At 62.0% G+C, this 17,101-nt stretch carries 17 protein-coding genes and 1 tRNA gene; 8 read left to right on the top strand and 10 right to left on the bottom strand.

Features of this window, described 5'->3' with window-relative positions; genetic code table 11:
• Positions 1–2 precede the first annotated feature (2 nt).
• Entirely contained in the window at positions 3–296 is a 294-nt protein-coding gene (locus BLW55_RS09760) for a GNAT family N-acetyltransferase (RefSeq protein WP_007010250.1), read from the top strand.
• 36 nt (positions 297–332) lie between these two features.
• On the opposite strand, the gene BLW55_RS09755 is transcribed toward BLW55_RS09760, so the two are convergent.
• The 5 genes from BLW55_RS09755 to ectA all read right to left on the bottom strand — a co-directional run bounded on the left by BLW55_RS09755 (position 333) and on the right by ectA (position 5,202).
• On the bottom strand, positions 333–1,817 hold the full coding sequence (locus BLW55_RS09755; protein ID WP_007010251.1) for an aspartate kinase: 1,485 nt from the start codon (positions 1,815–1,817) through the stop codon (positions 333–335).
• A 21-nt stretch (positions 1,818–1,838) separates the two neighbouring features.
• The gene (gene thpD, locus BLW55_RS09750) at positions 1,839–2,774 is read right to left on the bottom strand and encodes an ectoine hydroxylase (protein WP_090328586.1); all 936 of its coding nucleotides are present in this window, start codon (positions 2,772–2,774) and stop codon (positions 1,839–1,841) included.
• Positions 2,775–2,865: 91 nt separating this feature from the next.
• A complete protein-coding gene (locus tag BLW55_RS09745) occupies positions 2,866–3,258 on the bottom strand; it encodes an ectoine synthase (RefSeq protein ID WP_090328583.1) in 393 nt (130 codons plus the stop codon).
• Between the two features lie 5 nt (positions 3,259–3,263).
• On the bottom strand, positions 3,264–4,553 hold the full coding sequence (gene ectB / locus BLW55_RS09740) for a diaminobutyrate--2-oxoglutarate transaminase (protein WP_007010254.1): 1,290 nt from the start codon (positions 4,551–4,553) through the stop codon (positions 3,264–3,266).
• Between the two features lie 46 nt (positions 4,554–4,599).
• Positions 4,600–5,202 (bottom strand): diaminobutyrate acetyltransferase, encoded by a 603-nt coding sequence (gene ectA / locus BLW55_RS09735; RefSeq protein WP_007010255.1) that lies wholly within the window; start codon positions 5,200–5,202, stop codon positions 4,600–4,602.
• A gap of 221 nt (positions 5,203–5,423) precedes the next feature.
• Between ectA and BLW55_RS09730 the strand changes: the two genes are divergently transcribed.
• Complete coding sequence (locus BLW55_RS09730) at positions 5,424–5,900, top strand: MarR family winged helix-turn-helix transcriptional regulator (protein ID WP_007010256.1); 477 nt, start codon at positions 5,424–5,426, stop codon at positions 5,898–5,900.
• A gap of 16 nt (positions 5,901–5,916) precedes the next feature.
• Positions 5,917–6,525 carry a hypothetical protein gene (locus BLW55_RS09725; RefSeq protein WP_090328582.1) on the top strand — a complete coding sequence of 203 codons (609 nt, stop codon included), beginning with the start codon at positions 5,917–5,919 and terminating at the stop codon, positions 6,523–6,525.
• A gap of 6 nt (positions 6,526–6,531) precedes the next feature.
• Here BLW55_RS09725 and BLW55_RS09720 read toward each other — a convergent pair whose 3' ends face one another.
• The 3 genes from BLW55_RS09720 to BLW55_RS09710 all read right to left on the bottom strand — a co-directional run bounded on the left by BLW55_RS09720 (position 6,532) and on the right by BLW55_RS09710 (position 10,005).
• Positions 6,532–8,547, bottom strand: a complete 2,016-nt coding sequence (locus BLW55_RS09720; protein ID WP_244509030.1) for a DUF4139 domain-containing protein — start codon at positions 8,545–8,547, stop codon at positions 6,532–6,534.
• A gap of 140 nt (positions 8,548–8,687) precedes the next feature.
• Positions 8,688–8,764 (bottom strand) — tRNA-Arg (locus tag BLW55_RS09715).
• 77 nt (positions 8,765–8,841) lie between these two features.
• The gene (locus BLW55_RS09710) at positions 8,842–10,005 is read right to left on the bottom strand and encodes a M20 aminoacylase family protein (protein ID WP_090328580.1); all 1,164 of its coding nucleotides are present in this window, start codon (positions 10,003–10,005) and stop codon (positions 8,842–8,844) included.
• A gap of 403 nt (positions 10,006–10,408) precedes the next feature.
• Between BLW55_RS09710 and BLW55_RS09705 the strand changes: the two genes are divergently transcribed.
• Both BLW55_RS09705 and BLW55_RS09700 read left to right on the top strand, forming a co-directional pair.
• Entirely contained in the window at positions 10,409–11,524 is a 1,116-nt protein-coding gene (locus tag BLW55_RS09705; protein WP_090329945.1) for a D-alanyl-D-alanine carboxypeptidase family protein, read from the top strand.
• 5 nt (positions 11,525–11,529) lie between these two features.
• Positions 11,530–12,624, top strand: coding sequence for a CobW family GTP-binding protein (locus tag BLW55_RS09700; protein WP_090328578.1), 1,095 nt, complete (start codon positions 11,530–11,532; stop codon positions 12,622–12,624).
• 236 nt (positions 12,625–12,860) lie between these two features.
• Here BLW55_RS09700 and BLW55_RS09695 read toward each other — a convergent pair whose 3' ends face one another.
• Both BLW55_RS09695 and BLW55_RS09690 read right to left on the bottom strand, forming a co-directional pair.
• On the bottom strand, positions 12,861–13,091 hold the full coding sequence (locus tag BLW55_RS09695; RefSeq protein WP_040665481.1) for a sulfurtransferase TusA family protein: 231 nt from the start codon (positions 13,089–13,091) through the stop codon (positions 12,861–12,863).
• Between the two features lie 2 nt (positions 13,092–13,093).
• Positions 13,094–14,368, bottom strand: a complete 1,275-nt coding sequence (locus BLW55_RS09690) for a L,D-transpeptidase family protein (RefSeq protein WP_090328576.1) — start codon at positions 14,366–14,368, stop codon at positions 13,094–13,096.
• Between the two features lie 551 nt (positions 14,369–14,919).
• Between BLW55_RS09690 and BLW55_RS09685 the strand changes: the two genes are divergently transcribed.
• The 3 genes from BLW55_RS09685 to BLW55_RS09675 are packed head-to-tail and all read left to right on the top strand — an operon-like array spanning position 14,920 to position 17,095.
• Complete coding sequence (locus tag BLW55_RS09685; protein ID WP_007010263.1) at positions 14,920–15,663, top strand: amino acid ABC transporter substrate-binding protein; 744 nt, start codon at positions 14,920–14,922, stop codon at positions 15,661–15,663.
• Between the two features lie 29 nt (positions 15,664–15,692).
• The gene (locus tag BLW55_RS09680; RefSeq protein ID WP_007010264.1) at positions 15,693–16,367 is read left to right on the top strand and encodes an amino acid ABC transporter permease; all 675 of its coding nucleotides are present in this window, start codon (positions 15,693–15,695) and stop codon (positions 16,365–16,367) included.
• Positions 16,364–17,095, top strand: coding sequence for an amino acid ABC transporter ATP-binding protein (locus BLW55_RS09675; protein WP_025029552.1), 732 nt, complete (start codon positions 16,364–16,366; stop codon positions 17,093–17,095). The genes BLW55_RS09680 and BLW55_RS09675 overlap by 4 nt, the downstream gene beginning before the upstream one ends.
• Positions 17,096–17,101: the final 6 nt, after the last annotated feature.

Here is a 17,101-nt window from a genome sequence, read left to right as displayed (position 1 = left end):
AAATGAGTGTGAGTGAATCCATCATTGTCGAAGACACTGACAGCAAGGGGCGGTATCTCTATCGCGCCGATGGCCACGAGGCCGAGATGACTTTCTCCAAGATCGGCACCAGTCAGATCATCATTGACCACACGGATGTGCCGGACGCCTTTCGTGGGCAGGGTGTCGGCCTCGCGCTGGTCACGCGCGCCGTGGAAGATGCGCGCGCCAACGGCATCAAGATCAGGCCGCTATGCCCCTTCGCAGCCGCCCAGTTTCGGCGCCATCCGGAATGGGCCGACGTTCTGGCGCGCTAGAGGGGAACAGTGCGGTCACGTTGAAGGAAACGACACTCAGGCCGCTTCCTTCAACGTTTCCTCCCCCTCTTCAATGAAAGCCCGGTGCAGTGCCTTGACGGCTTTTTCCAGGTCTTCACTGCGGACAAGAAACTGTACGTCGACGCCGCGGCCCGTCTCCTGCGAGGCGAGCGGTTTCACGCCTGCCTCGTCGAGCGCTTTAAGGCCTTCCAGCATGACGCCGAGCCCGGTCAGGTCGCGCCCGATCACCGAGACCATGCCGGCGCGGCGTGCGGTGATGCGCGCGGCGGGATAGCGTTCGGCCAGATCCCGCTCCACCCGGCGCACGGATTTGAGCGTCGCCTCCAGATGGTGGACGATCGAGTTGGCGTTGGAGCTTTTCGAGACGATGCGCACGCGGTGGCGGGTCAGCGATTCCAGGATCGCCGCGTCATAGCCTTTCACGCCCACCATATCCTGCTCGAAAAGTTCAAGCGAGGTTACGGGCAGGCCGGTGACCATCTCGACACCGACACCATCGGCGGGTTCTGCGTCGATCAGCGTGCCGGGATCCTCCGGCTCGAAGGCATTGGCAACGCGCAGCGGCACGCCTGCCTGGCGCAGCTTTTTCGCTGCCTTCGGATGGATCGCCTCCATGCCCATGTTGGAAAGCTGGTCGGCGACATCGTAATTGGTGCGGCCGATCTTGCGCACATTCTCCGGTCCCACAAGGCGCGGATCGGCGCTCGAAAGGTGGAACTCCTTGTGAATGATCGCCTCGCGCGCGCCAGTCAGCGCCGCGATGGTGGCGAATGTCACTTCGGAGTAGCCGCGGTCGAATTCGCGCATCAGGCCCTCGCGGCATTGCGAATAGCCGGTAACGATGGGCAGTTCGCGCGACAGGTCGATCTCGTCGAATGCCTGTTCGATGCGCTCGTTGAGGCTTGGCTGCGTTTCATCGCGCCAGCCGGTGAGGTCGATGAAGCGTGCATTCACGCCCGAGCGGCGCAGAAGCAGGGCCAGATTGTTGGCCGAGTGCGCTTCACCCAGTGCCGAGAGAAGCTCGCGGATCGTCTGCATGTGCTCGCCGAGCTGGAAATGCCCGTAGGAGCACAGGCGCTGCAGGTCGATCAGGCAGCCGCGCGCGCCCTCGATGCGCTCGCGCACGAAGTCGTCGGCGGCGTGCCGGTCGGCGGCCTCTTCGAACATCTCTTCGTTGATGGTGTGCATGGCGCGGCTCACCGCGCTCAGCGCCTCCATCCAGCCGTGCTCGTTGTCGGCATGGGAAAACAGTGCGTAGACACCGGGTTCGCCCGACTTTTTGTGCTCCAGCAGCTTGTCCGTGATGCCGCCGAAAGCGGAAACGACGAAAACGCGGTTGTAGAGTGCATCGCCCTTGCGTTTGCCGATCAGGATCGTGTCGAGCAGCTCGCGCGCACGGCTCATCGACGTGCCGCCGATCTTCTCGACGGTGTGGATGCCTCGTTGTTGCTGGTTGGTGCGGCCCTTCTCGGCCGCACCGCTTTCTTGTCGGTCAGTCATGATGTCCAGTTCGGTTTTGGCTTATGCCAGTTTCCCGGTCTTGATTTCGACGGGGGTGGGTTCGCCGCGCTCGGCGAGAAAATCGGGCCGTGCCTTCGCCGCGCCGTATGGCTCTTCGAGCCGGTTCGAAACGGCGTTAAACACGAAGAAGGCGTTGGAGCGCGGAAACGGCGTGATGTTTCCATTGGAGCCGTGGATCGTGTTGCAGTCGAACAGAACCAGCGTGCCGGCCTTGCCGGTGGCAGCAGTGATGCCATGTTCGTTCGCCAGCTTGCCCAGTGCCTCATGCGAGGGCACACCCACTTCCTGCTTCTTCAGCGAGGATTTGTGGTTCTCATCGGGCGTTTCGCCGGCACAGGCGATGAACTGTTTGTGCGAGCCCGGCATCAGCATGAGCGGGCCGTTCAGCGCATCATTGTCGGTCAGGAGCAACGAGGCGGAAACGGCACGCATGCGCGGCATGCCGTCCTCGGCGTGCCATGTCTCGAAATCCGAGTGCCAGTAGAATTCCTTGCCGGTGAAGCCCGGCTTGTAGTTCAGCCGCGACTGGTGGATGTAGACCTCGTCGCCGAGAAGGAAACGGGCGATGCCCGCAACGCGTCGGTCGCTGGCCAGTCGGTTGAAGAGGGAGCTCTGTTCGGGCAGCTTGAAGATGGTGCGGACCTCATCCGAGCCGGGCTCGGTGATCACGCTGCCATCCATCAGATCGCGCTCGCCATTGCGCATGGCGGCGGATTCCGCCTTCAGCGCCTCGACCTCTTCAGCCGTGAAAATATCTTTGAGGATCAGGAAGCCGTCACGGTCAAACTGGTCGGCCTGCTGTGCTGTCAGAGGCGCATCGGGGCGCCACTGGCTCCATACGGTTCGGTCCTGCCGGGGCAGCCAGCGTTCTTCAGGCAGCCTGCTGGGATAGGGATCCTGACTTCTTCGGTCACGTTCCTTCGACATCGCTGTCATGGTCGTTCTCCTTTTCTTTCAGGGTTTTCGCCGGCGGGCGCATGAGCCCGAGCACCGCGCCCGGATGGCGCGGTGTCAAGGCTGTCAAAGGTTATGCATCCTCCAGCGCATATGAGCCGTCGGCCTGGTGCACTTCCTTGCCGGAAACCGGCGGGTTGAAGGTGCATGCCATGATCATCGGCTTTTCTGCGTCGGCGCGCAGAATGTGCTTGTCATGCTTGTCGAGCGCATACATGACGCCCGGCTTGATCTTATGAATTTCGCCGGTCGCGCAGTCCTCGATGGAGCCCGTGCCGTCGACGCAATAGACGCATTCAAGATGGTTCTTGTAATGCATGTGCAGTTCGGCGCCGGCGTGGATGGTCGTGATGTGGAAGGAAAACCCCATCTCATCCGACTTCAGGAGAAGGCGCACACTGTCCCACCCTTCCGAATGGACGTGACGTTCGGTGTTCTTCGCTTCGTTCAGGTCGCGCACGATCATGTTCGTTACTCCGCTGCGATTTTTGTGTTCTGGGTTGTTTCGGCGACGGCAGACTGAAGAATATCCAGACCGCGCGCAAAGGTTTCCTGCTCGATGTTGAGCGGGCAGAGGATTTTCACCACCTCGTCATGCGCGCCGGAGGTCTCGATGATCAGCCCGTCGCGGAAGCAGCGCTTGCAGATGTCACTTGCCAGCTCGCCTGAGCCCACATCCACGCCCATCATCATGCCACGGCCCTTCACGCGGGCATCGGGCAGAAGCGCGGCGATCTCATTGAGACGCTTTTCGAGATAGGCACTGCGCTCGGCAATCGTGGCGCGGAACGTGTCGTCCGCCCAGAATTTCTCAAGCGCCACGCGCGCGGTGACGAAGGCATGGTTGTTGCCGCGGAAGGTGCCGTTGTGCTCGGCCGGGCCGAATACGTCGTATTTCGGCTTCACCAGAACCGTTGCGAACGGAAGGCCGTAGCCCGACAGCGATTTCGCCATGGTGATGATGTCCGGCGAGATGCCCATCTCCTCGAAGGAGAAGAAATTGCCGGTGCGGCCGCAGCCTGCCTGAATATCATCAATGATCAGCAGCGCGCCATGGGCGCGGGCGATCTCGCTCACCCGGCGGACCCATTCACGGGACGCTGCATTCAGCCCGCCTTCACCCTGCACGGTTTCGAGCAGGATCGCTGCCGGTTTTTCAACGCCGCTGGAGGGCTCCGAAAGCATCCGGTTGAGGAGATCGGCCGTGTCGATGTCGCCGCCCATCGCGCCGTCATAAGGGATGCGCGTGACATGGTTGAGCGGCACGCCGGCGCCGCCGCGATGATAGCCATTGCCCGTGGCTGCCAGCGCGCCAAGCGTGACGCCATGGAAGCCGTTTGTGAAGGACACGACATTCTGGCGTCCCGTCACCTTGCGGGCGATCTTGAGTGCCGCCTCGATGGCGTTGGCACCCGTAGGGCCGGTGAACAGGACACGGTGATCCATGTCGCGCGGGCGCAGAATGAGACGCTCGAAGGATTTGAGGAACTCGGCCTTGGCATCGGTGTGCATGTCGAGCCCGTGCGTGACGCCGTCGCGCTCAATATGCTCGATCAGCGCGGCCTTCATGTCCGGGTCGTTGTGACCATAGTTCAGGCTCGAGCAGCCGGCCAGAAAGTCGATGTAGTCCCGGCCTTCGGCGTCTGTCAGGGTCGAGCCCTTCGCCTTGGTGAACACGGTCGAGAAGCTGCGGCAATAGCTGCGCGCTTCCGATTCGCGTCGCGTAAAAATCTGCTTGTCGTCCGTCGTAACGGTCGTCATATCTATTCCTTCGGATTGATCGGTCGTGCGAATTGGGACGCCGCTATCAGGCTGCGTCGTCGCTCCGGGCCTCGTCTGCCTTGCGCAGAGAAATCCAGTTTCCGCGTAAATCGTCGGATGCACCTTCGGCGAACTGGATTGTCACCATGTGCTCGGTGGCATGCTTGCCATCGAAATGCGCATCCTTGCGGAAGTAAGGCTCGTGGCTGAGTTCACCGCCGCGCCTGCGGGCGAGTGAGGAAAACAGGCCCCAGCTTGCCTTGTTGTCGGAGGTGATGGTGGTCTTGAGTGCCTGCACATTCTCGCAGGCTTCCCGGTCGAGCAGTGCGGCGAGCAGCTTCTTGCCGACGCCCATGCCCTGGACGCTCTGGTCCACGGCGACCTGCCAGACGAACAATGTGTTGTCCTCGTCCGGCAGAAGATAGGCTGAAATCCAGCCGACCAGCGCGCCGTCGCAGCTTCTTTCGGCGGCAATGCATGTGTCGCCGAAATGGTCGCACTGCAAGAGATTGCAATAAAGGGAATTTTCGTCGAGCGGCTCGCAGGACTGGATAAGCCGCCATACGTCCGCGCCGTCTTCCTTGCGCGGGGGGCGATAGACAATTTCGGGCGATCGCTTGCGTACAAGCTTGATATCAGTGGTGGCCATTGGTCTCCTCATTGCGCGCCGAATATTATGACTATCGAAGGATATTTCAACCGCTGGAATTGAAAATGGTTCCATGAGCTGCGCAAACCCATGGAATGCAATGGTTTCCGAGGAAGATTTTATTCGCTAATCAAAATATCTTTTCTCTGCTATTTGTGTGCGAGTGGAGAGCGGCGACCGAGAATCGCCCCTTCGGCCTCCGAGTCTTGGGGAATGGCGGCATGGAAGATCGTACTGAAACAAGCTTGATCGCACTGCGGCGAATCCTGCGTGCAACGGAGCTCAACGCCCGCACGCTTGCCCGGGCGACAGGGCTGACGACACCGCAGCTCATCGTGCTTGAAATTGTCGCTGCGGCAGGCCGGGCCACCCCGAAGGACATCTCCGGCAAGGCCGGTGTCGGGCAGGCAACGGCCACCTCTCTGGTCGACAAGCTGGAGGCGCGTGGCCTCGTCACCCGCACGCGCAGCGAGCGCGACAAGCGTGTGGTCTGGGTGGCGCCGACGGAAGAGGGGCGCGCGCTGTTGAGCGCTGCGCCCGATCCATTGCAGAAGACCTTTTCAGAGCAGTTTCAGGCCCTGCCGGACTGGGAACAGGGCATGATCGTTGCAGCCCTTGAGCGTGTCGGTGCAATGCTCAATGCCGGCGCGCTCGATGCCGCACCGCTGCTGGACGTCGGTGCGGTGGATCGCAAATAGGAGGGGGTAAAGACGCATGTTCGGGACGTCGATGCAGCGTGAATGGCTGACGGATATTGTCGAAAGCCTGCCGTCGCTGGTTTTTGTCGCGCTGTGGCGCAGTGGAGCAGATCAGGAACTGACGGGCTGGATCGGGACAGGGCTTGCCGCATGCATGCTTGTGGGCTTCCGTGTCTGCCGCTGGCGGTTCCACCCGGTACTTCTCGGCATCAACATCCACCTTCTCGTGATCACGCCGCTGATCGTCGGCCTCTACCGTTTTGGCATCCCCGCCTGGGGGGACGCCGTTGTCGAGGTCGCTTATAAGGGCGTTCTGATCACTATCTTCGTGACCGGATGCGCGCTGGTCTTCACGCGCCGGGGCTTTATCGGCGTCGACGGGGCGCCGGGCGTTCATCGCCCTTATTCGCTGGCGCTTCTCATTGCGTCTGCGATCACGATCCTCTGGTCCTTCTTCCTTGCCAGCGGCGGCCCGCTCATGACGGTCGCTCTCCCGGTCATGGGGCTTTTCGGGCTTCGTCGCTTCCTTCTGGCGCGACTTGCCGACCGTGACGGTGCAGCCGGTGCGCTGGTGCCAGTCGGAGCCGGCGCAGCGTTTGGCGCCGGCTCCATGGATGACACCTGAGAGTGATCAGAGCCCGTCGATAAACGCCCGCACCTCGCCGCTCAGGCGTTCCATCTCGGTTTCTGCCCGGGCTCTCTCCTCGCCAAGCGAGGCGATCCGGTTTTCCTGTTCTTCAAGCATGCGCATATAGCGTTCTGCCAATGCGCTTTCGCGGGGGACCGACCCCAGGTTGTCGCGGATGCGGGCCTGGTCTCCGGCGGTTCGTTCCAGCGCCTGCCGTACATTTTCGAGTGTGCGTTCGGCAGTCATTGCCTCACGTTTGAGCGCGGCGAGCGCCTTCAGTTTTTTTGTGGTTTCGTCGTCGGTTGCCGAGCCGGCCCAGACATAGAGCGCGTCGGCGCTGGCATCGATCAGGGCGAAGTTCTCCGTGCGGCTGCGTTCCATCACCGTCCTGACGGTGGATTTCCCTCCGGCCTCTACAGTGGCGCGCAGGCGGTAATGCGTCGGCGTGGCGCTGTCGAGCGCATCGGAGGACATCTGCCATCCGTCACGGCGCGGGTGCTCGATCAGAACCGTGCGTTTCGCATCCGCAGCGCCCTTGATCGCATAGGTCGTGGTGATCCGCGAAACCGTCGTCGTGCGCAGGATGCCATCGGTGATGGCCGCCTTTCCGAGGATCTCGTGCGGTTTCGTTTCGGTTGTGATCTCGACCTTGCGGTCGCTGGCGAAGCTCGCCATTCGGCTTTCTCCGGCGGGAATGCCCAGAAGCTGTGCATCGCCCACATAGCCGCTCGCCCCGTCATAGACCGTGACGATGCCGGGCGGCAGGCTTGCCTCGGTGTCGTTTCTCAGAAACACGGCTGCGACCGGGTGGATCCCGCCGTTTTCAGGCTGGAAGACCGAGACCCGCTCTGCCCGGACCTTGGCGTCCACGAACGGCACGGAAAGGCTTTGCCCTGCTGCGAGGTCGATGGCATTCGGCAGTTGGTAAGTGGCGCTCGTCTCGCCCTCGTGCGCCTGGCTGCCATTGGTCGGTGCCGAAGGCTCCATAATGGCCATATCCGCAATCGGGGCGGGTGCGGCTGCTCCTCCCAGGGCGCGCATGCGCCGGGGGGCGGTGTTCATTTCGGCCATCTCGATGCCCGCTGCATCGTCCGGCCGCGGCGGCGCGGCGTTGCCCACGGCAACGGGAATGTCCGGGCGTTCGCTCCAGTAGCGCTGATGCAGCTTCTGGGCGAGCGTTACCGGTGCGCCAGAGGAAAGCGTCAACCCGATGCCTTCCCAGTCTTCGCCGGTCGCGTTTTCGATCACCGCCCAGGCCTGCAGGCGGGCGGTCTCCTCTCCGGCCGAAACCAGCCGGTAGGCGGTCTTCCACACGGGCGCCGGCACCACATAGGAGAGGGCGATGTCGCGCGCGCCCGTTCCCGATAGTGTGACCGCCACGGAGCGGATGGCATCGGTGCGCCCGCGTCCGCTCACCTTTGCGGCCTCCCGCAGCCGCTCCCGCATCGCCTCGTCGCGGATATCGAGCTGGGTGTCGGTTCCAAGCTTGAGAATTTCAACCGTTCCATCCGCCGTCATCACCGAGAGAACCCGCTCGATGCGGGGATCAGTATCGCTGCCCGTCTGTTGCGTGTCGACACCGAGAATCATGCCTTCGACGGTGCGTCCGCCCGAGGTGGCCCGCACGGAGACGCCCTGAAGCGCAGCCGCCAGCGCCGGAACGGATCCCATTTCACCGGGGCTGAAGGGCAGCCGCCGGAACGTCTCCTCGACCGGCGAGAGCCCGTCGAGTGTGACGGCATCGATCGTGCCTGCGGGATCGCTCACTACGAGGCTTTTCAGAAAATCATCCACCTGGTCGAGCGGAATGTCGATGCGCAGCGTGCCGTCTCCGTCGATGCGGGCAGAGCGCCTGACCTCGGCCAGCCCGCCGGATGAGAGCGTGATTCTTTCTATTCTCCCGCTATCGATGATGTCGGCAAGGGCCGGTGGCACAGCCTGAGCAAATGCAAAACAGGCGCCGAACAGGGCGGTGCGGGCAATTTTCCGGTTCACGCCGGGGAAAGGTTTCGCTGTCACGTCATGTCTCCACGCTGCCTTGAGAAAGTCCTGAACGCACCTTCGTTATCAGTGTATCTGGATTGGATCGTGGCGTGTTTGGGGAAAAGTGCGCATCGCAGGCCGGCAGGGCAGCGTCATCGGGCTGGGCGCAGCAACAATGGCGATCCCGACAGGATTCGAACCTGTGACCCTCAGATTAGGAATCTGATGCTCTATCCTGCTGAGCTACGGGACCGCTGAGCCCTCTCATAACGCGATGAAGCCGGTTCGCCAAGATCAAATGGGACGGCGTGCAGGGCGCCGTCCCCTCCGTCATGCCGCCAGGGCGGTCTCGGCCAGGCGCACCCAGTAGCTCACCCCGTGCGGGATCGCATCATCGTTGAAATCGTAGGCCGTGTTGTGCAGTGCGGCGCTGTCGCCATTGCCGATGAAGATGAAGGCGCCCGGACGGGCTTCCAGCATGTAGGAGAAATCCTCGCCGCCCATCGTTGGCGTGATGTCGGTGTCCACATTGGCCGCGCCGGCGATCTCGCTTGCTATCGCGCTCGCAAAGGCGGTCTCGTCGGCATGGTTGAACGTCACCGGATAGTTGGAATCGTAGTCCACCTCCACCGTGGCGCCATTGGCGGCTGCCACGCCTGCGCAGATCGCGCGCATGCGGCTTTCGGCATCGGCGTTCACGTCCTTCTTCAGGGTGCGCACGGTGCCGGCAAGCTCCACGGAATCGGGAATGACGTTGAAGGCGTCGCCGGCGTGGAACTTTGTGACCGAAACCACCACCGAATCGAGCGGATGCACATTGCGCGAAGCGATGCTCTGTAGAGCCGTCACGATCTGGCTTGCAGCGAGAATCGGATCGACCACCGTATGCGGCATGGCGGCGTGGCCGCCGCGCCCTTTCACGGTGATCACGAACTCAGCCGTGGCCGCCATGATCGGCCCGGGGCGGATGGCGAACTGGCCGACGGGCAGGCCCGGCAGATTGTGCATGCCGAACACACGCTCGATGGCGAAGCGCTCCATCATCCCATCCTTGACCATCTCGTTGCCACCACCGCCGCCTTCCTCGGCGGGCTGGAAGATTACCGCGACACGGCCCCTGAAATTGCGCGTTTCGCAGAGATATTTCGCTGCGCCGAGCAGCATGGCCGTGTGCCCGTCATGGCCGCAGGCATGCATCCTACCGGGGATGGTGGAGGCCCAGGGCCTGCCCGTCATCTCCGTCATCGGCAGAGCGTCCATGTCGGCGCGCAGGCCAATGGTCGGCCCGTCGCCGAGATTGCCTTCGATGATGCCCACCACACCGGTCTTGCCGAGCCCGGTCACAACCTCTCCGCAACCGAATTCCGTGAGTTTCTCCGTCACGAAGCCGGCGGTGCGGTGCACATCGAAGAGAAGCTCGGGATGACGGTGGATGTCACGGCGCCATTCGGCGATTTCGGCCTGCAATTCCGCAGAACGATTCAAAATCGGCATGTTTTGCTGTTCCCTTCAAATTTTTGCCGGCATTTTGGCCTTCATGACGAGGCGGGTTTCGCGCAGGTACCGGAGGGGCCGCATTTATCCCGTGGTCATCTTCCTGAAGTCAGCAATAGGTAAGATGTGATCACGCGTGATTGCAAGCTGATCCGGTTGGACCAGCTTGGGCTTTTGTTCGCCCCGCATCGGTATTCTGGAGCGCGAAGCAGGCGCCGGCTTTGTGGTTTTTTGCTATAAGTGCCCGGTTCGCGTTAAATGCACCCGGACGCGCCGATATGGAGCGAACGGGGCTTGAGGCCGGTCGTTGACCATCTGTCGCAGGCACAGGTGACAATAACCGGTATACGGGTCAACAACAGAGCCTGATACTTCAGGCGGACATGAAATTCGGATAATGCGCATGTTTTTCGCAAGGTTTGCCGCGCCGATGGTGGCCGGGGCAGTGATGGGGATGGTCGCGGCAGTCATGCCGGCGTCGGCAGGGCCGACAATCGTTCTCGACGTCAACAGCGGCAGGGTTCTGTCGCATGAAGACGCATTCCAGCGCTGGTATCCGGCATCGCTCACAAAGCTGATGACGGCCTATGTGGCGTTCGAGGCGGTCAGGGATGGCGAATTGCAGTTCAACTCTCCGGTGACGATCTCCAAACGTGCGACGCGGGAGCCGCCAAGCAAGATGGGCTATCCGGCAGGCTCGGTGCTGACGCTCGACAACGCCATCAAGCTGATCATGGTCAAGTCCGCCAACGATGTCTCTACGGCGATTGCCGAGAATGTCGGCGGTTCGGTCGGTGCGTTTGCAAAGCGCATGAATGCGGCCGCCCGCAAGCTTGGCATGTCCGGCACGCACTATGTAAACCCGCACGGTCTCTTCTCGACCGAGCAATACACCACCGCCCGTGATCTGGCGCTTCTCGTGCGGGCCATCCGCACCGAGTTCCCGCAGCACGCGCATTATTTCTCTATGGAGGCCATCCGCACCGGCGACAGGGTTCTGCCGAATTACAACTGGCTGATCGGCCGTTTTCCCGGCGCGGACGGCATGAAGACGGGTTATGTGTGCTCGTCCGGCTTCAATCTCGCCGCCACGGCCACGCGCAACGGCCGCACGCTTGCGACGATCGTGCTGGGTGCTCCATCGCAGGTGGAGCGCGGCGAGGAAGCCGCACGCCTGCTTGCCGAGGGCTTCAAGATTCAAGGGGCGGTCTCGCCCTCCATCACCGCGTTCGCGCCTTATGGCGAAGGTCGCAATGTGGCGGTCGACCTGCGCCCCGAGGTCTGTTCCGAAGCGGCGGTCAAGGCCCGGTTCGAGCGCGGTGATGACGACGGTCTCCTGGTTCAGCGCTCGCCTTACCTGTCGGCGATGGACCACGAGCCGCGCGCCGTAACGATCGCTCTGGGAGGCGCCACCGGCCCGGCACCGTCGGTGCCGCGCTATGCCGATGTTCCGATCCCCACGCCGCGGCCGGACTATCCGCTGAAAAGCGCCACCGCCGACACCGCGCAGGGTGGCTGATCACCATGTCCCGCACCATCGCGTTGACCCTCGTCACGGGCTTTCTCGGCGCCGGCAAGACAACCCTGATCAATCGGCTGCTGCGCGATCCGGCACTTTCGGACACCGCCGTGATCGTTAACGAGTTCGGTGCCGTGGGCATCGACCACCTGCTGGTGGAAGAGGCATCCGACGGCATCATCGAACTGTCGGATGGCTGTCTGTGCTGCACGGTTCGCGGCGCGCTGGTGGACACGCTTCTCGGGCTGGATGAGCGCCTCGCGGATGGCCGTGCAGACAGTCTCAAACGTGTCGTCATCGAAACCACCGGCCTTGCCGACCCGGTGCCGGTTCTGCAGGCTCTCGCCGCGCATCCGGCACTGGCTGCGCGTTACCGGCTGGACGGCGTTGTCACGCTGGTTGACGCGATGCACGGGCGTGAGACGCTCGAAGCGCACGAAGAGGCGCGGCATCAGGTGGCGGTGGCCGACCGGCTTCTCCTCACCAAGACCGATGCTGTTGTGGCGGACGCGCTCTCCGGTCTGGAATCGTACCTCGCAAAGCTTGCACCGGGTCTCCAGCCGGTCGTGGCAGAGGGGATGGAGGCTGCTGCCATCATTGACTGCAGTGCGCTCGACATCGGCGCACGCGCCGCCGGGGTGCTGCGTGATGCCCCGCCATATCATCATCACGATCACGATCACGATCACGACCATGGGCACGACCATCACAATGACCACGGACACAGTGCAGCCTACGACACGATCCTGCTGACGCACGACCGGCCCATTTCAGGCTCGGCGCTCGATAATTTTCTGGACCTTCTGCGCAGCCAGTGCGGACCGCAGATCCTGCGGCTGAAAGGCATTGTCGAACTGCAGGGGCAGCCGGATCGTCCGCTTGTCGTGCAGGGGGTTCGACAGGTTCTGCACGAACCGCGCCTTCTGGCGAAATGGCCTGACGATACGCGCGGCGTGCGTATCGTCATCATCGGCACCGGGCTCGACGAAGCCTATGTGAAGGGGCTGTTCTCGGCGTTCATGGGCGATGCGGCGGTCGACACGCCCGACAGGGCTGCGCTTGAGGACAATCCGCTCGCCATAGCGGGCTTTCGCCGTTGAACCGCGCGCCTCTCGCGTATCAACGCAACGGAGCGTTGCACGTCGTGTTTCGGAAGGGTGCGGGACGGATGGTGATCCGCTTTCCGCGCTTATTTGAATGTCAGGTCATTCAACGCGACTGCTGACCGCCAGCTTGGATCGCCGTGCGTCCATGCGGACGCACAAAGGACGATCTAAACTATAAATGGAGCATCGGAATAATCCGAAAACCGGATTCCACTTTTCGGTCCGATGCTCTAACCGCGTTCCACGAGAAAGCGATGCCCGTCGCTTGTCGCTTCCGTCTCCACGAGCAGATGTCCGTTCTCGTTGCAGAAGGCGGGAATGTCGATCACCGCCAGCGGGTCGGTGGTTTCAAGCCAAAGCCGGCCGCCGCGCGGCATGCCGGCAAGGCGCTTGCGCGCTTTCAGCACCGGCAAGGGGCAGTTTAGCCCCTTGAGGTCGTATGTCTGCGGTGCAACCGTCACGGTCAGCGGCTGAAGATGTTCTGAATGCGGCGCCGCAACGAAGGGGCCTGGCCACCCGTGGCCGGAGCAGGGACGGATGCCGTGCGTTCTGCGCTCGTATCCGGTCGCGCTGTCGGACTCGGAACGACGCCCTCTGCCGGCACCGGTGCCACGGCCGCGGCGGTGCTTTCCGCCGGTTGCTGCTGTTCGGGCTGGCCAGCGACGGCTTCCAGCGCATTCTGAAGGCGTGAGGCAGGCTCTGCCGTATAGGCCGAAGCCGTTGCTGCAACAGCAGGTGTCGATGCCGGCTGAGGCGCCTCGGCGACCGCGGTCGGCGAGGGAATGTTGGGCGGCAGGCGCGAAACCTTTTCGCCCCGCGCGCGGCGTTTGCTCCAATCCGCCACCAGGCGTGCTTCCTCATGCCCGGCGATGGTCTCGGAGCGTGTAGCAGTCGACTGCGCCTTAAGGGCCTTGTTGAAAGCGATGTCGTATTGCGCCTGGTATTGCCGGTAGGCCGTAAGCAGCGATTCGGGCTGGCTCATCGGCGGGCATGCAGCGGTCGGCGAAAGACGCTCTCCGTCCACGGCCTCGCGGTTGAACACATAGCGCTTGCCGCACACATCTACCTTCGGCGGGATCTTGGTCAGCTCGAAGTGGTCGTAACCTTCCTTGAGCATTTTCCAGAAATCGTAATTCGGGTCGCTCCGGTAGCGGGCCATGTTTTCGGCCGTCATGCGGAACGGAAAGGCCTGAACCTGGAACTCGCGCTGCCCGCCCTTGAAGGAGTCGCGGGCGAAGGCGTAGATCTCCGAGATCTGTTCGTCGGTCATCGAGTAGCAGCCGGCGGAGGAGCAGGCGCCATGCACCATGAGGTGCTTGCCGGTGCGGCCATTGGCCTGATCGTAGGCGTTCGGAAAACCGATGTTGAAGGCGAGGTAATAGCTCGACTTCGGGTTCATCTGGCCGGGGCGGACCGTGTAGAAACCTTCCGGCGCCTGGCGGTCGCCCTCAGTGAATTTCGGCCCGAGCTGGCCCGACCATTTGCAAATGTCATAGCTGGCTATGATGTCGTAGCGGCCATTGGTCTTGGCCTTCCAGACTTCCAGCTTTCCCTCTTCCTTGAAGATGCGCATCATCACGGGAGAGGTCTTGCTCATCCCCTTGGCCTTCATCGTCTGCACGACGCGCGCCGGCAACTGACGCTCGGCCTTCGGCGCGATGTCTTCAAGTGTTTCGTTGCATGCAGCCAGCGCAAGCGCTGTCGACAGCAAGAAGGCGTATTTGATCAGGCGTGTCATGGATGGTTGTCGTGTCCCGCCTATTTGGCCCCCGTGCGGAGAATCTAAAATGCCACTCCGCTTATAGAAAATGAACCCTTATGCTTTCGAAAAGATTACCCGGCTCGTTAGGCATTGCAGTCATGCCGTGACCATTTTGTGGCATTTTGTCGGGCTTTGTGGCCTTTTCGCGGCTTATAGAGCATCGGACCGAAAAGTGGAAACCGGTTTTCGGATTATTCCGATGCTCCATTTATAGTCTGGATCGTCCCTTGTGCGTCCGGATGGACGCACGGCGATCGAGGGGAGGAATGTTGTGCGCGCAAGAGGCTGAAGCGTGTTCGCGAGTTGGCTTTCTGCCCGGTAGTTCGCCTTCGTGCCTATGACAAAGCGGTTAAATCATACTCAAACAATCCCTCTTCTTGGCATCCGATACGCTTCCATGTGTCAGAAGTATAAGAATTTTGCTTTTTAAATAAGGAAAACGGCGGGCCTATAGAAAATTTTTCTATACTGACTATTTGTGCCGCACCAAGCAACACGCAGGCGCAGGGGCGCCGCTGGAGATTACAATGCGCAAACTGGCACTAGCAGCAGCAATTTTCGCCGCCACCGTTTCGGCATCCCAGGCAGAGACCATTCGTGTCGGCATGTCGGGAGGCTATTTCCCGTTCACCTTCGTCAAGCAGGACAAGCTTCAGGGTTTCGAGGTGGATTTCATCGATGCCGTGGTCAAGGAGACGGGTGATGACGTGGAATATGTCACCATGAGCTTTTCCGGCCTTGTCGGCGCGCTCGAATCCAACCGCATCGACACGATCGCCAACCAGATCACCATCACGCCCGAGCGCGAGGCGAAGTTCGCCTTCTCGCAGCCCTATGTGATCGACGGTGCGCAGGTGGTCGTGAAGAAGGGCAATGAGGGTGAGATCACCGGACCTGAAAGCCTCAAGGGCCGCTCGGTCGCGGTTAATCTCGGCTCCAATTTCGAGCAGCTTCTGCGCGAACTGCCCTATGCCGACGAGATCGAAATCAAGACCTATGAGAGCAATCTCGAGCAGGACACGGCGCTCGGCCGCGTTGACGCTTTCGTCATGGACCGCGTCAGCGCCAGCCAGGTGATCAAGGAAACGCCGCTGCCGCTGGCGCTCGCCGGCCAGCCCTTCTCCGAGATCCGCAACGCGCTCCCGTTCCGCAACGACGATGAAGGCAAGGCGCTGCGCGACCGCGTGGACGCGGCTATCACCACGCTGAAGGAAAACGGGACGCTGACCGAAATCTCGCAGAAATGGTTCGGCACCGACATTACCCAGTAAACACGTAACACCGATGAGAGCCGGGGACGATGAGACCGCTTGATCTCGACTACATGCTGGGGCTCGTCCCTGTGCTTCTCAAATATGTGCCGCTGACGCTCGCCATGGCGTCGGTGGCCATGGTTTTTGCGCTGTTGCTCGCCTCGCTGATGGCCATTGTGCGCGTCATGCGGGTGCCCCTGCTCGATGGTTTCACACAGATCTTCATCAGCTTCTTTCGCGGTACGCCGCTTCTGGTGCAGCTCTTCCTGTTCTATTATGGCCTGCCGCAGGTGTTTTCGTTCCTGACAGCCATCAATGGCGTCACTGCGGCCATCATGGGGATCACCCTGCATTTCGCGGCCTACATGGCCGAAAGCATTCGCGCCGCGATCCTCGGCGTTGATCGCTCACAGTGGGAGGCGGCGCGCTCAGTCGGCATGACGACATCGCAGATGATGCGACGCATTATCCTGCCGCAGGCGGCCCGCATCGCTGCCCCCACGCTGGTCAACTATTTCGTCGACATCATCAAGAGCACCTCGCTTGCATTCACGCTGGGTGTGACCGAACTGATGGGCGCGGCACAGAAGGAAGCGGCCGGCAGCTTTCTCTATTTCGAGGCCTTCATTCTCGTCGCCATTGTCTACTGGGTCATCGTCGAGGCGCTGACGGTCGTCCAGCGCCAGCTCGAAGCACGGCTCGGAAAGGCGGTGGCGCGATGATCTCGGTCAAGGGGCTCACCAAGCACTTCGGCGCTAATACCGTGCTTGACGGCATCGACCTCGACATTCGTTCCGGCGAGCGGGTGGCGATCATTGGACCCTCCGGCACCGGCAAGTCGACTTTGCTGCGCTCGCTCAACTTTCTCGAAAGGCCGGACGAGGGAACCATCACCATCGGCCCCGTCACCGTCGACGCGCGCAGGGCAGGTTCGGCGGACGAACTGGCGCTCAGGCGGCAGACCTCCTTCGTGTTCCAGAACTACGCGCTCTTTGCCAACAAGACCGCGCGCGACAACATCGCCGAGGGTCTCATCACCGTCCGGGGTTGGGAGAAGGCCAGGGCGCACGCCCGCGCCGAGGAGATTCTTGCAACGATCGGTCTCGCCGACAAGGCGCAGAGCTATCCCGCCGCGCTTTCCGGCGGCCAGCAGCAGCGTGTCGGTATCGGCCGCGCCATGGCGGCAGAGGCCGAGATCATGCTGATCGACGAGCCCACCTCGGCGCTCGATCCCGAATGGGTGGACGAGGTGCTGCAATTGCTCAAGCGTATCGCGGATGCGCGCCAGACCATGCTGATCGTCACCCACGAGATGCAGTTCGCCCGCGACATTGCCGACCGCATCCTGTTCATGGATGGCGGGAAGATCGTCGAGCAGGGGCCGCCCGACACGATGTTCACCGAGCCCAGGGACCCGCGCACGCGCGCATTTCTGCGCAAGGTGCTTTGACCGGGC

The organism is Nitratireductor aquibiodomus, assembly GCF_900105565.1.
Classification (GTDB): domain Bacteria; phylum Pseudomonadota; class Alphaproteobacteria; order Rhizobiales; family Rhizobiaceae; genus Nitratireductor; species Nitratireductor aquibiodomus.
This window is presented reverse-complemented; position numbering and strand designations above follow the sequence as displayed.

What these genes read in the sequence shown, in the direction of transcription:
- ectB (WP_007010254.1), bottom strand. Translation starts at nt 4,553, where the DNA reads ATGACGACCGTTACGACGGACGACAAGCAGATTTTTACGCGACGCGAA.
- thpD (WP_090328586.1), bottom strand. Translation starts at nt 2,774, where the DNA reads ATGACAGCGATGTCGAAGGAACGTGACCGAAGAAGTCAGGATCCCTAT.
- BLW55_RS09760 (WP_007010250.1), top strand. Translation starts at nt 3, where the DNA reads ATGAGTGTGAGTGAATCCATCATTGTCGAAGACACTGACAGCAAGGGG.
- BLW55_RS09755 (WP_007010251.1), bottom strand. Translation starts at nt 1,817, where the DNA reads ATGACTGACCGACAAGAAAGCGGTGCGGCCGAGAAGGGCCGCACCAAC.
- BLW55_RS09705 (WP_090329945.1), top strand. Translation starts at nt 10,409, where the DNA reads ATGTTTTTCGCAAGGTTTGCCGCGCCGATGGTGGCCGGGGCAGTGATG.
- BLW55_RS09730 (WP_007010256.1), top strand. Translation starts at nt 5,424, where the DNA reads ATGGAAGATCGTACTGAAACAAGCTTGATCGCACTGCGGCGAATCCTG.
- BLW55_RS09725 (WP_090328582.1), top strand. Translation starts at nt 5,917, where the DNA reads ATGTTCGGGACGTCGATGCAGCGTGAATGGCTGACGGATATTGTCGAA.
- BLW55_RS09680 (WP_007010264.1), top strand. Translation starts at nt 15,693, where the DNA reads ATGAGACCGCTTGATCTCGACTACATGCTGGGGCTCGTCCCTGTGCTT.
- BLW55_RS09690 (WP_090328576.1), bottom strand. Translation starts at nt 14,368, where the DNA reads ATGACACGCCTGATCAAATACGCCTTCTTGCTGTCGACAGCGCTTGCG.
- BLW55_RS09700 (WP_090328578.1), top strand. Translation starts at nt 11,530, where the DNA reads ATGTCCCGCACCATCGCGTTGACCCTCGTCACGGGCTTTCTCGGCGCC.
- BLW55_RS09745 (WP_090328583.1), bottom strand. Translation starts at nt 3,258, where the DNA reads ATGATCGTGCGCGACCTGAACGAAGCGAAGAACACCGAACGTCACGTC.
- ectA (WP_007010255.1), bottom strand. Translation starts at nt 5,202, where the DNA reads ATGGCCACCACTGATATCAAGCTTGTACGCAAGCGATCGCCCGAAATT.
- BLW55_RS09685 (WP_007010263.1), top strand. Translation starts at nt 14,920, where the DNA reads ATGCGCAAACTGGCACTAGCAGCAGCAATTTTCGCCGCCACCGTTTCG.
- BLW55_RS09675 (WP_025029552.1), top strand. Translation starts at nt 16,364, where the DNA reads ATGATCTCGGTCAAGGGGCTCACCAAGCACTTCGGCGCTAATACCGTG.
- BLW55_RS09710 (WP_090328580.1), bottom strand. Translation starts at nt 10,005, where the DNA reads ATGCCGATTTTGAATCGTTCTGCGGAATTGCAGGCCGAAATCGCCGAA.